General features: G+C 61.2%; 10 protein-coding genes. 8 read left to right on the top strand and 2 right to left on the bottom strand.

The window, feature by feature from the left end; translation table 11 throughout:
• Nucleotides 1-266 precede the first annotated feature (266 nt).
• The gene (locus tag Q8O29_RS16260; RefSeq protein ID WP_305564654.1) at nucleotides 267-851 is read right to left on the bottom strand and encodes a YqiA/YcfP family alpha/beta fold hydrolase; all 585 of its coding nucleotides are present in this window, start codon (nucleotides 849-851) and stop codon (nucleotides 267-269) included.
• A gap of 135 nt (nucleotides 852-986) precedes the next feature.
• Nucleotides 987-2345, bottom strand: a complete 1359-nt coding sequence (gene ffh, locus Q8O29_RS16255; protein WP_305564652.1) for a signal recognition particle protein — start codon at nucleotides 2343-2345, stop codon at nucleotides 987-989.
• Nucleotides 2346-2429: 84 nt separating this feature from the next.
• Between ffh and Q8O29_RS16250 the strand changes: the two genes are divergently transcribed.
• The 8 genes from Q8O29_RS16250 to Q8O29_RS16215 all read left to right on the top strand — a co-directional run bounded on the left by Q8O29_RS16250 (nucleotide 2430) and on the right by Q8O29_RS16215 (nucleotide 12833).
• Complete coding sequence (locus Q8O29_RS16250; protein WP_305564650.1) at nucleotides 2430-3230, top strand: inner membrane protein YpjD; 801 nt, start codon at nucleotides 2430-2432, stop codon at nucleotides 3228-3230.
• A complete protein-coding gene (locus Q8O29_RS16245; RefSeq protein WP_305564648.1) occupies nucleotides 3227-3472 on the top strand; it encodes a PP0621 family protein in 246 nt (81 codons plus the stop codon). Before Q8O29_RS16250 ends, Q8O29_RS16245 begins: the two co-directional genes overlap by 4 nt.
• A 191-nt stretch (nucleotides 3473-3663) precedes the next feature.
• A complete protein-coding gene (locus Q8O29_RS16240) occupies nucleotides 3664-5385 on the top strand; it encodes a PAS domain-containing sensor histidine kinase (protein ID WP_305564646.1) in 1722 nt (573 codons plus the stop codon).
• A 35-nt stretch (nucleotides 5386-5420) separates the two neighbouring features.
• Nucleotides 5421-6848, top strand: coding sequence for a sigma-54 dependent transcriptional regulator (locus tag Q8O29_RS16235; protein WP_305564644.1), 1428 nt, complete (start codon nucleotides 5421-5423; stop codon nucleotides 6846-6848).
• 103 nt (nucleotides 6849-6951) lie between these two features.
• Nucleotides 6952-7533 (top strand): 1,6-anhydro-N-acetylmuramyl-L-alanine amidase AmpD, encoded by a 582-nt coding sequence (gene ampD, locus Q8O29_RS16230; RefSeq protein ID WP_305564642.1) that lies wholly within the window; start codon nucleotides 6952-6954, stop codon nucleotides 7531-7533.
• A gap of 434 nt (nucleotides 7534-7967) precedes the next feature.
• Nucleotides 7968-10871 (top strand): ribonucleoside-diphosphate reductase subunit alpha, encoded by a 2904-nt coding sequence (locus Q8O29_RS16225; protein WP_305564640.1) that lies wholly within the window; start codon nucleotides 7968-7970, stop codon nucleotides 10869-10871.
• A gap of 133 nt (nucleotides 10872-11004) precedes the next feature.
• Nucleotides 11005-12213, top strand: a complete 1209-nt coding sequence (locus tag Q8O29_RS16220; protein ID WP_305564639.1) for a ribonucleotide-diphosphate reductase subunit beta — start codon at nucleotides 11005-11007, stop codon at nucleotides 12211-12213.
• Nucleotides 12214-12398: 185 nt separating this feature from the next.
• Nucleotides 12399-12833, top strand: coding sequence for a histone H1-like DNA-binding protein (locus Q8O29_RS16215; protein ID WP_305564637.1), 435 nt, complete (start codon nucleotides 12399-12401; stop codon nucleotides 12831-12833).
• The last annotated feature ends 184 nt before the right edge of the window (nucleotides 12834-13017 follow it).

The following is a 13017-nucleotide window of genomic DNA, read 5'->3' as shown; positions in this document are numbered from 1 at the left end:
ACCTAGGAGCCCGTCGGACCTGGGAATCGTCGGCTGCAAATCGACCGCAGCGGTCCATTTTTCACCGTCTTCTTGTCCCATAGCTGGGCTATGGGCCTGCAAATCCGGCAAAAACTGTCCTCGCTGGGGCCGATTTTCGCTTTCGACGCCCCAAGCCCAACGGACTCCTAGCCCTCTGGGAGAGGGCCGGGGTGAGGGTTGAGTGTTCCGATTGTCAGGAGTCTTGAAACGCTCAATAGTGTAATCAGGCCGCTGCGCTGCAGGTCTCAGTCCAAGGCCAGGAAGTCCACGATCTGTGCCATGTGCTGTTGGAAATCGCTGAGCGCATGGTCGCCGCCTTCCAGCAGCTTGATGTGCGCGCCCGGGTAGCGGCCTGTCATCTCGCGCCAGTCCAGTACCTCATCGCCCTTGGCGATGACGGCAAAGTAGTTCTCAGGGTGCTGCAGGCCGGGCACCTCCAGCACGCGCAGCTCGTCCACAAAACCGGGCTCAAAGTAGAAGCGTTCATCCGGGGCATGCCAGGCGGTTTGCTCACCGATGTACTTCGCCAAATCGCGCGCCGGATTCACGGCAGGGTTCAGCAGCACCGCCTTGCAGCCGCAGGTTTCCGCCACATGCGTCGCGTAGAAGCCGCCCAATGACGAGCCGACCACGGCCATGCTTGCATGCGGCCAGGCTGCAACACCTTCGTGCACCATCTGCATCGCGGCGCGCGGTGAGGGCGGTAACTGCGGGCACCACCAGACCACCCCGGGGTGCTGTTGCTGCACCCACGCACCGAGCTGGCGTGCCTTGGCCGATTGTGGCGAGGAGCGAAAACCATGCAGGTAGAGCAGGTGTGATGTGGTCATGAGACGTGGGCAATAGCCGTGGTTTGGTGGCACACTGCATGCCTCCATTTGCTATGAATTTAATAGCTGCTTACGCACGTCCAATAAGGGTCAAGGGCCGATTTGACCATCAAGTTGCGCGATGGCGACGGTTTTTCAGAACTTCGGCATGCCTTTCATGCCGCCCATGCGTTTCATCATCTTCATCATCCCGCCGCCCTTCATCTTTTTCATCATGCCCTGCATCTGCTCAAACTCATTGAGCAGGCGGTTGACCTCCTGAACCTGCACGCCGGAGCCCGCAGCGATGCGCCGCTTGCGGGTGGCCTTGATCAGCTCGGGCTTGCGCCGCTCCAGCGGGGTCATGCTCTGGATGATGCCTTCCTTGCGGCGAATGTCTTTTTCCGCCTTGTTCATGTCCACCTGTCCGGCTTTGGCCGCCATCTGTGCCGGCAGTTTTTCCAGCAGGCTGGACAGGCCGCCCATGCTTTTCATCTGTTGCAACTGGCTTAAAAAGTCATCGAGGTCAAAACCGCTGCCGGACTTCATCTTGGCAGCAAGTTTTTGCGCCGCTTCCATGTCCACGCCGGCCGTGACCTGCTCGACCAGCGCGACGATGTCGCCCATACCGAGAATGCGCCCGGCATGGCGCTGGGCATCAAACACTTCGAGGCCATCGATCTTCTCGCTGGTGCCCGAGAACTTGATCGGCGCGCCGGTGATCTGCCGCACACTGAGCGCCGCGCCGCCGCGCGAGTCGCCGTCGGTTTTGGTCAGGATGATGCCGGTCAGCGGCAGCGCTTCCTTGAAGGCCTTGGCGGTGTTGATCGCATCCTGGCCCTGCATGGCGTCGACAACAAACAGGGTTTCAACCGGATTGAGCGCCGCATGCAGGGCCTTGATCTCGGCCATCAACGCTTCGTCAATCGCCAGCCGGCCGGCGGTGTCGACCAGCAACACGTCAAAGAAGTGTTTCCGTGCGTAGTCGAGTGCGGCCAGTGCAATGTCCACCGGCTTCTGGTCGGCTGAACTTGGAAACCACTCGGCGCCAGCCTGTTGGGTCACCGTCTTGAGCTGCTCGATGGCCGCCGGGCGATACACGTCACCCGAAACTGTCAGCACCTTTTTCTTGCGTTTTTCGATCAGGTGTTTGGCCAGCTTGGCGGTGGTGGTGGTTTTACCCGCGCCCTGCAGGCCGGCCATCAGGATCACGGCTGGCGGCTGGGCGGCCAGGTTGATGTCGCTGATACCCTCGCCCATGGTGGCAGCGAGTTCTCGGTTGACGATGCTGACCAGCACCTGGCCGGGCGAGAGCGAACTCATCACCTCCTGGCCCAGCGCCTTGTCCTTGACGCGGGTGATGAAGTCGCGCACCACCGGCAGCGCCACGTCGGCTTCGAGCAGCGCCATGCGCACCTCGCGCAGCATGTCCTGCACATTGGACTCGGTGATGCGGGCCTGGCCTCGCATTTCCTTGACGAGACGGGAAAGTTTGTCGGTAAGGGCAGAGGCCATGAGCAGGCTCCACAGCTGGAGCAAAAGGAAGTGAAGGAAGAAATACAGGCCCGCGCGGCAGGCGGCTACAGCTAAACTGTAGCCATGATTTTAACTTTGAGCGCTGGGTGGGGTCTGGCGACGGCCATCGCCGCCGCGCTGGCCTACGCCGTGCTGGCGCTGGCAGCCCGGCGCCTGAGTGAAACAAGCACCCGCGCCGTGCTGTTTCTGGCCTGGCTGCTGCACGCGCTGGCACTGGCTGACGGCCTGCTTGGCGAGCCGCCGCGCTTTGGTTTTGCACCGGCCCTGTCGATGACTGTCTGGCTGGTGCTCAGCGTCTATGCGGTGGAGAGCCGGCTGTTCCCACAACTGAAGGCACGCTGGGCGCTGGCTGGCCTGGGCACGGCTGCGGTGCTGCTGGTGCTGGTGTTTCCCGGCTCCAGCTACCACCTGATCGCTTCACCCTGGTTGCCCTTGCACTGGGCGCTGGGCATTGCATCGTATGGCCTGTTTGCCGCTGCCGTGGTGCACGGCGGGCTGATGAATCGGTCCGAACGCTCGATCCGTTCGGCGACGCAAGCGGACACTGGCGTGCCCTTGTTGACGCTGGAACGCCTGACTTTTCGGTTTGTGCAGGCCGGTTTTGTGCTGCTGACTGCCACGCTCACGGTGGGCTGGCTGTTTGCCGAAACCCTGTACGGTCCCGGTTTGGCCTGGCAGTGGAACCACAAGACGGTATTTTCAGTGCTGGCCTGGCTGACTTTTGCCGGTCTGCTGGCGGGCCGGGCGCGCCTGGGCTGGCGCGGCCGCCAGGCGGTGCGCCTGCTCTATCTGGGCTCAGGCCTGCTGTTGCTGGGTTATGCGGGCTCGCGTTTTGTGCTTGAAGTTGTTTTGAAGCGCGTATGAAATACCTGATTGTCTTTGTGGTAGTGCTGGTCGGCGTCTGGTTGTGGCGCAACAGCCGGCGAGCCGAACTCCGCGAGAAAAAATTCAAGCCGCCGACAGCCCCCAATGTCGCCGGCCCCAAGCAAGCCACCGAAGTGGTGGCTTGCGCGGTCTGCGCTGTCCACCTGCCGCGCCCGGATGCCTTGCCAGGCAGCCGCGGCTTGTATTGCAGCGACGCGCATCGCCGGCAAGGCGAGGCGTAGTACTGCAACCCGAAAGTAACGAAACATGAAAGCGCGTCTTCGCACCCATGGCAGCGTTGCAATCCTTGCGAAGGCGCACAGCCTTCGCTGCGGCTTGCGCCTTGCCCTGGGCGCGAATCCATCACTTTCATTTTGTTCCGCTGCTTCCGGGTTGCAGCACTAGCGCCGGCTCGCGTGTGAACAGGCCCTTGATGAACACGTCCGCAGATTCCGGCAACTCCTGGTTTGGACCGCTAGACAACCAACCGGGCGCCTGGGATGCGGGGCCGGCTGGCCAATCTTTTGGCCGGCTCTGGCGCGCCTTCATGACGGCCCGCGTCACCATTGCCAGTGTCTTGCTGGCTCTGCAGGCGACTATCTACGCATTGGGGCAGCCCGTTCAAAAGGTCATGGTCCTGCTGTGCCTGGCGTATTTTGTTGCCACGCTGGCGGTGCGCTTGTGGGCCCAACCCAAGCCGCCGGGCAGCACCTTTGATACCCAATGGCTGTTCACGGTGGGGATCGATGTTCTGGCTTTTTCTGCATTGAATTTCTGGCAGACCGGTGTGATCAACTACACCGCCTTATTTGCGTTGCCGGTTTTGCTGGCTTCTGTACTGGGGCCGATTTTGCTGGCGCTGGGCACCGCCGCCAGCGTCACGCTGCTGTTGTTGACCGACGCCTGGTGGTTGTCTTTGCAAGCTGAGGGCGAGTCCGCTTCCCGCTTTCTGCAGGCCGGTCTGAGCGGATCCGGTTTTTTTGCGGTGGCTCTGCTGGCCAACCAACTGGCGTTGCGCCTGTCCAGGGAGGAGCAGCGGGCCTACAGCAGCCAGTCGGCTGCGCGTATGCAAACGCAGGTCAATGAATTGGTGATTGACACCTTGGTCGATGGTGTGCTGGTGATCGACACCAACGGCATCGTGCGTGCGGCCAACCCGGCCTCTCGTCGCCTGTTGACGGCGCAGGGCGAAGCGCGCACCGCTCCCTTTGTGCTCGCTGCGGAAGTTGCGTGGCAGCCCCTGGCCGAACTGGCGCACCTGACCTTCGAGCGGCAAACGCCGCAGCAGGCCGACGTGGGACTGGGACATGCCTGGCGCGATGCCCGGCGCCTGCAGGTGCGCACGCGCTTGGCGGCCTCGCGCGACGGCTCGCGCGAAAGCCTGTGTGTGATGTTCCTGGAAGACCTCCGGGAAATGGAGGCCAAGGTCCGCACTGAGAAAATGGCCGCCATGGGCCGCATGTCGGCGGCCGTCGCCCATGAAATCCGCAACCCGCTGGCCGCCATCACGCAGGCCAATGCCTTGCTGGAAGAGGACCTGCAGGATGCCGGGCACCGGCAGCTAACCCGCATGGTCGCGCAGAACGCCCAGCGCCTGGCACGTATCGTCGAGGAAATCCTTAACCTCTCGCGCGTCCAGGAACAGGCACCCCAGGTGCAGACGCGCGCGCTGCGGCTTGACGACATGATGCAGCGCATCTGCGCGGACTGGGCGCTACAAAATGCGGCCAGTCACCGGCTGCGGGTGCAGCCGGGCACCGGCCAGGTCGCGATTTTGTTCGAGGCCGAACACCTGCGGCGCCTGCTGGTCAACCTGCTGGACAATGCCTTGCGTTATGCCAGCCCTGCCGCCGACGCCATCCAGGTGTCCACCGATGCCGCTTCGGGGCAAGTGCGTCTGCTGGTCTGGAGTGATGGACAGCCGCTTGAAAAAACCGTGCAGGCGCATTTGTTCGAGCCCTTCTTTTCGTCGGAAAGCCGCTCCAGCGGACTGGGCCTGTATATCTGCAGGGAGTTGTGTGAGCGCCACGGTGCTCTGGTGGGTTACCAACGGGTGGCGCGCGGGCAGGTGGAGGGCAACGAGTTTTTTGTCATCTTCAAACCTGCGGCCGCCGACATGGCGCTGCCGCCGGGCGCCCTCGACACGCTGTTTTGACGCCCCACTATTTTGTAAAAAAATACGAAACGCCCATGAGCACCCCGAATCAGGCCCACATACTGGTGATTGACGACGAGCCGGACCTGCGCACCCTCTACGAGTTGACCTTGCTGCGCGAAGGTTACCGGGTAGAGGCCGCAGCCGATCTGGCGCAAGCCCGCGTCCAGTTGCAGGAGCGGCGCTTTGACGCCGTGATCACCGACATGCGTTTGCCCGACGGCCTGGGCCTGGAATTGCTGCGCGAGATGGTCAGCCAGCAGCGGCCTGAGCGCTGCGTCGTGATCACTGCCCATGGGTCCGCCGAAAATGCGGTGGAGGCACTCAAAGCCGGTGCCTTTGACTACCTGACCAAGCCGGTGGATCTCAAGCAATTTCGCAGCGTGGTGGCGTCGGCCATCCAGACGCCGGCCGGTAGCAGCCTACCGGTGGGCAGCGACAGGGCAAAACCAGGCCACGACCTCGCCGTCCCAGTCCCCAGAGCGGCCAGTCCTGGCGACGGATCGCCGACCTTGCAACGCCTGGTCGGCGAGTCGACCGTGATGCAGGCCGTCAAGGCCCGCATCGTCAAGGTCGCTGGCAGCATGGCACCGGTGCTGATCCAGGGGGAATCAGGCACCGGTAAAGAGCTCGTCGCGCGAGCCGTGCATGACTGCAGCCACCGCGTGGCTGGACCTTTTGTCGCGGTCAATTGCGGCGCCATCCCCGAAAACCTGCTCGAAGCCGAGTTTTTTGGTGCCCGCAAAGGCGCTTACACCGGCTCGGCGCAGGACCGTCAGGGTTATTTCCAGGCGGCCAAGGGCGGCACCTTGTTTCTTGACGAAATCGGCGACCTGCCGCTGGCCATGCAGTCCAAACTGTTGCGTGCGATCCAGGAGCGGGTGGTCCGGCCGCTGGGCTCGGCGCAAGAGGACACGGTGGATGTGCGTGTTGTCAGCGCCACCCACAAGGACCTGGGCGCCGCTGTGGCATCCGGGCATTTTCGCCAGGACCTGTATTACCGGCTGAACGTGATCGAAATCCAGGTGCCGGCGCTGCGTGATCGCCGCGAAGATCTGCCGGTGCTGTGCCAGGACTTGTTGGGCCGGATTTGCAGGGAGTCGGGCCTGCCCGTTCCCGACCTTTCCGCCCAGGCCCTGGCGCGCCTGCAGGCTCATCCTTTCAACGGCAATGTGCGGGAGCTGGAAAACATGCTGCACCGCGCGGTTGCGCTGGGCGAGAACAACGACTTGCACATGGCCATACCGACGATTGAGCAGGTGGTGACGGTACCGGACAACCTGCAGGATTTTCTGGACGGACAGGAGCGTGGCATCCTGACCAAGGTGCTGCAGGAAACCGGCTTCAACCGAACCGCTGCGGCAGCCAAGCTGGGCATCAGTCTGCGCCAGATGCGCTACCGCATCGCCCGACTGGAGATCGTCACTCCCAACAGCGATGACTCGCCCGATGAACCCCAGTGAGTTGTTAAAAGCGGGTTCCGTCGACGGGCCGCCCCTAGGCGGAACAGCCCCTCTTTCTGGTGCAAGGGGCAGCGCAGCGCCGCAAGCACACGAAGTGGCAGGCGTGGGGGCCAGTTCGCAAGCGCTGTGGCACCAGGGCTGGTACCGCTACGCCCGCGCACTGGCGTCACCGAATTTCGGCCAGCGCCCCGATGGCGCATTGATCGACCTGATCGTGATCCACTCCATCAGCCTGCCGCCCGGCGCGTATGGGACCGGGCAGGTGCAAAAGCTGTTCAGCAACGAACTTGACTGGGACGCTCACCCCTACTTTCAGAGCATACGGGGGCTGCAGGTGTCCTCGCACTTCTTCATCACCCGTGACGGACAGTTATGGCAATTCGTCAGTTGCGACCAGCGCGCCTGGCACGCGGGCGAGTCGAGCTACCGCAGCCGCAGCAATTGCAACGACGACTCGATTGGCATTGAGCTGGAAGGCCTGGAGGGAGGGCTGTTTGAACCTGCCCAGTACGAAACGCTGGCAAGCATCTGCGCGGCGCTGCTGCGTCACTACCCGGTGCAGCACCTGGCCGGTCACCAGCACATTGCAGGCGGCCGCAAGCTCGACCCGGGCGCCGGGTTCGACTGGCTGCAGTTACAAGCCTCGCTGGGATTGTCGGCTAAGTGTTTTCCCGCAGGCGACTGAAGCGGCCGCATCTCGAAAACACGCCAACAGGGTGCAGGGAGAAAAAGAGCAGCACTTCCAGCGGCCTCGCTGCGTCACGCAGACAGCAAGCAGAATCAATGCGGTTGCGGCTTGCAAGCCTGTTTTTGCCCATCTATGTGCGTTCCAGTCACAGTAGCGCAGGCTGCCGCGCCGCGATCCAATATGGGCATTATTCACAGGCGAAAAACGGCTACATAAAGTAACGCCATCAAAAGCAGGCGATACACTACCTGTAGTGCTTGAAATCACTCCAGACCCTAGGTATAGTGTCTGAGCCCTCTATTCAATTTGATGCATTCGGGGCACCGCAACCCAAGGAACAGCAGCCAAACGCGTCCGCCACAGGCAACCGTCAGTCTTCCCCTTTGCCCCGAATCCATCACTCGCCCAACAACAAAACATAACGAGGAACCATGCAAACAGCCCAACATGCAACACCCGCCGCCGGCATGCCGATGGCCCCCCAGTCCGGCAGCAACAACGCCCAGCCCAATCCCCTGACCCATTACCAGATCATTCGCCGCAACGGCGCAGTGGTGCCTTTTGAGCCGAACAAAATTGCCGTCGCGATGATGAAAGCCTTCCTGGCGGTGCACGGCACCCAGGGCGCGGCGTCGGCCAGCGTGCGCGAAACCGTGGACGGCCTGACCCAGGCCGTGATGCGCGCGCTGATGCGTTCGCGTCCGGGCGGCGGCACCTTCCATATAGAAGACGTGCAGGACCAGGTCGAGCTTGGCCTGATGCGCGGCGGCCACCACGAAATCGCCCGCGCCTATGTGCTGTACCGCGAGAAGCGCACGCAGGAACGCGCACGCCAGCCACAGGCCCCGGCTTCCCAGGCGCCACAACTGCATGTGATCGACGGCGGCAAGAAAGTCGCACTCGACCTGGGCAGGTTGCAGGCCCTGATTGAAGCGTCCTGCGCCGGCCTGGGCGCCGAGATCAAGCCCGCCCCCATCGTTGCCGAGACCATGCGCAACCTGTACGACGGCGTGCCCATCGACGAGGTTTACAAGGCCTCCATCCTGGCGGCACGTACCTTGATCGAAAAAGACCCTGACTACACCTACGCCACCGCGCGCCTGCTGCTGCACACGATACGCCGTGAAGTGCTGGGCGAGGAAGTCGTCCAGGAAGACATGGGCACGCGTTACGCCGAGTATTTTCCGGATTTCATCGCCAAGGGCGTGCAAAACGAGTTGCTCGACGAAAGATTGCAACAGTTCGACCTGGAGCGCCTGGGTGCCGCGCTCAAGCCCGAGCGCGACCTGAAGTTTGACTACCTCGGTCTGCAGACCCTGTTTGACCGTTACTTCCTGCACGTGCGCAAGCAGCGCATCGAGCTGCCGCAGGCTTTTTTCATGCGTGTGGCCATGGGCCTGTCGCTTGACGAGATCGACCGCGAAGCCCGCGCCATCGAGTTCTACGAAATCATGTCCTCGTTCGACTTCATGTCGAGCACTCCGACCTTGTTCAATGCCGGTACCCTGCGCTCGCAGCTGTCGTCCTGCTACCTGACCACCGTGGCCGATGACCTGGGCGGCATTTACGATGCCATCAAGGAAAACGCGCTGCTGTCCAAGTTTGCCGGTGGCCTCGGCAACGACTGGACCCCGGTGCGTGCACTCGGCGCTCACATCAAGGGCACCAATGGCGAGTCGCAAGGGGTTGTACCGTTCCTGAAGGTGGTCAACGACACCGCCGTCGCCGTCAACCAGGGTGGCAAGCGCAAGGGCGCGGTCTGCGCCTACCTCGAAACCTGGCACCTGGACATCGAGGAGTTTCTGGAACTGCGCAAGAACACCGGCGACGACCGCCGCCGCACGCACGACATGAACACCGCCAACTGGATCCCCGACCTGTTCATGCGCCGCGTGATGGAAAAAGGTAGCTGGACACTGTTCTCGCCATCGGACACGCCCGACCTGCACGACAAGTTTGGCATCGAGTTCGAAAAGGCTTATGTGGCCTACGAGGCCAAAGCCGAACGCGGCGAGATCAAGCCGGCCCGCAAACTGCAAGCCATCGACATGTGGCGCAAGATGCTCTCGATGCTGTTCGAGACCGGACATCCCTGGATCACCTTCAAGGACGCCTGCAATGTGCGTTCGCCCCAGCAACACGCCGGCGTTGTGCATTCTTCCAACCTGTGCACCGAGATCACGCTCAATACCAGCGACACCGAAACCGCAGTCTGCAACCTCGGCTCTGTCAATCTGGTGCAGCACCTGAAAGACGGCGCGGTCGATCATGAGAAGCTCAAGAAGACCATCACCACGGCCATGCGCATGCTGGACAACGTGATCGACATCAACTACTACGCGGTCAAAAAGGCCCGTGACTCCAACATGCGCCATCGCCCTGTGGGTCTGGGCATCATGGGTTTCCAGGACTGCCTATACGAACTGCGCATCCCTTATGCCTCGGATGCGGCTGTCGAGTTTGCCGACAAGTCCATGGAAGCGGTCTGCTACCACGCCTACTGGGCCTCGACCGAGCTGGCCAAAGAGCGCGGCCAATACACCAGCTACAAGGGCTCGCTGTGGGACCAGGGCATTTTGCCGCTGGACACACTGGATATGCTGGCCAAAGAGCGTGGTGGCTATCTCGAAGTCGACCGCTCGGCCACGCTGGACTGGGACGCGCTGCGCAAGAAAATCGCCAAAGACGGCATGCGCAATTCCAACTGCGTCGCCATTGCTCCGACCGCCACCATCTCCAACATCATCGGCGTGGACGCCTGCATCGAACCCTGCTTTGGCAACCTCTCGGTCAAGTCCAACCTGTCCGGCGAGTTCACGGTCATTAACCACTACCTGGTGCGCGACCTCAAGCGCCTGGGCCTGTGGGACGACGTGATGGTGGTGGACCTCAAACACTTTGACGGTTCGCTGCGCCCGATTGACCGCGTGCCGCAGGACATCAAGGCGCTGTACGCCACAGCGTTTGAAGTTGATGCGACATGGCTGGTCGAGGCCGCCTCGCGTCGACAGAAGTGGATTGACCAGGCACAGTCGCTCAACATCTACATGGCTGGCGCCTCGGGCAAAAAGCTCGACGACACCTACAAACTCGCCTGGCTGCGCGGCCTGAAGACCACCTATTACCTGCGCACCATGAGCGCCACGCACGCCGAGAAGTCCACGGTGAAAGCCGGCAAGATGAACGCAGTGGCTTCGGGCAATACCGACGACACCGGCAGCATGAACGCACTCGATGCGGCGGCGGCCACGGCGCAGGCGCAGATGGATGCATCGCCCGCCACCGACATCAAGTTCTGCGCGATTGATGATCCAGGTTGCGAGGCGTGCCAATAACAAAACGAATCGCGGCACTGAAAAATGCAGTGCCCGATTCGATGTAATTGAGCAACACTAATTTATAGCGATGTGAATGAACACTTTTCATTTTGTATCGCTGCTTTCATAATCCAACTTATTGGAAACATCTATGTTGACTTGGGACGAAGAAGCCAAACCATCGTTGCAAAAATCTTTGATCAGCGGCTTGCCTGAAGGCCGCTCGATGGAGCTTCCGCCTCTTTCCGTGCAGCCTCAAGCGGCGCCTCGCATGCTTGACGACAGCGCGCTGACCTCCACGCAGACACGTAGCGCTGCTCCCGCAGCCGTCACACCCACCGCACACCGCGTTAAGGCCGCTGACAAACGCATCATCAATGGCCAGACCGACGTGAACCAGTTGGTTCCGTTCAAGTACAAGTGGGCCTGGGAAAAATACCTGGCCAGTTGCGCCAACCACTGGATGCCCCAGGAAGTCAACATGACGCGCGACATCGCGCTCTGGAAAGACCCGAACGGCCTGACAGAAGATGAGCGCCGCCTGGTCAAGCGCAACCTCGGCTTCTTCGTCACCGCCGACTCGCTGGCCGCCAACAACATTGTGCTGGGCACCTACCGCCACATCACGGCGCCCGAGTGCCGCCAGTTCCTGCTGCGTCAGGCCTTTGAAGAAGCCATTCACACCCACGCCTACCAGTACATCACTGAGTCGCTGGGCCTGGACGAAAGCGAAATTTTCAACGCCTACAACGAGGTGCAGTCGATCCGGGACAAGGACCAGTTTCTGATCCCCTTCATCGACGCGATTTCGGACCCCAACTTCAAGACCGGCACCCAGGAGTCCGACCAGACCCTGCTCAAATCCCTGATCGTGTTTGCCTGCCTGATGGAAGGCCTGTTCTTCTACGTCGGCTTCACCCAGATTCTGGCGCTGGGCCGGCAGAACAAGATGACCGGCGCGGCCGAGCAGTACCAGTACATCCTGCGCGACGAGTCGATGCACTGCAACTTCGGCATCGACCTGATCAACCAGCTCAAGCTGGAAAACCCGCTGCTCTGGACCGCCGACTTCAAGGCCGAGATCAAGGCCCTGTTCCTCAAGGCGGTCGAACTCGAATACCGCTACGCCGAAGACACCATGCCGCGCGGCGTGCTGGGCCTGAACGCTTCCATGTTCAAGGGCTACCTGCGCTACATCGCCAACCGCCGGGCCACGCAGATCGGCCTGGAGACGCTGTTCCAGAACGAGGAAAACCCGTTCCCCTGGATGAGCGAGATGATCGACCTGAAAAAAGAACGCAACTTTTTTGAAACCCGCGTGATTGAGTACCAGTCCGGTGGCGCTCTTTCCTGGGATTGACAAGGCTGCAGACACACAATGACTTCAAGAATTGCAATGACCAGTGACGCTACCAAAGAGTGCGCATTGGGCTTTGCTCCTGTGTTCGTGGCGCTGGGCACGGTTATCCGTCCGCCCAACGCCGTGAATCGCTTCGCGTACTCCAACCGTGAAGTGCTCTTTGCAATGTGATCAAGGAGAAAACTATGGCAACTGCGAAAAAATCTGCGGCTAAAAAAGCTGCTCCGAAGAAAGCCCCTGCTAAAAAAGTAGCGGCTAAAAAAGCCCCGGCCAAAAAAGCGCCAGCGAAAAAAGTAGCAGCTAAAAAAGCTCCTGCAAAAAAAGCGCCAGCGAAAAAAACCCCGGCCAAAAAAGTAGCGGCCAAAAAGCCAGCTGCGAAAAAAGCAGCAGCTAAAAAGCCTGCGGCAAAAAAGGCAGCGAAGAAAGTAACGAAGAAGGCGCCAGCGAAGAAAGCTGCTGCCAAGAAGCCTGCGGCCAAGAAAGCAGCGAAAAAACCCGCTGCGAAGAAAGCCGCGAAAAAACCCGCTGCCAAAGCACCTGCTGCCCCGGCTGCCCCTGCGGCTCAGACTACTCTGAACCCGCAAGCTGCCTGGCCGTTTCCGACAGCCAGCAAGCCGTAAGCAATAAGGTACTTTTGCTTAAAGCCCGGTATCGCAAGATGCCGGGCTTTTTCATGTGCGCCCAGCATGGGCGCACTCTCGCGGGTGCAAGCCCCGCCGTAAGTTGATCACAACGAACGAAGTGAAGCGCAACTGCATGAGGGCGACCGAGTGTGGGAAGGAAGCGTGGAGCATAAATTGCGAG

It is taken from the genome of Polaromonas sp. (assembly GCF_030689685.1).
Lineage (GTDB): Bacteria > Pseudomonadota > Gammaproteobacteria > Burkholderiales > Burkholderiaceae_C > Polaromonas.
This window is presented reverse-complemented; position numbering and strand designations above follow the sequence as displayed.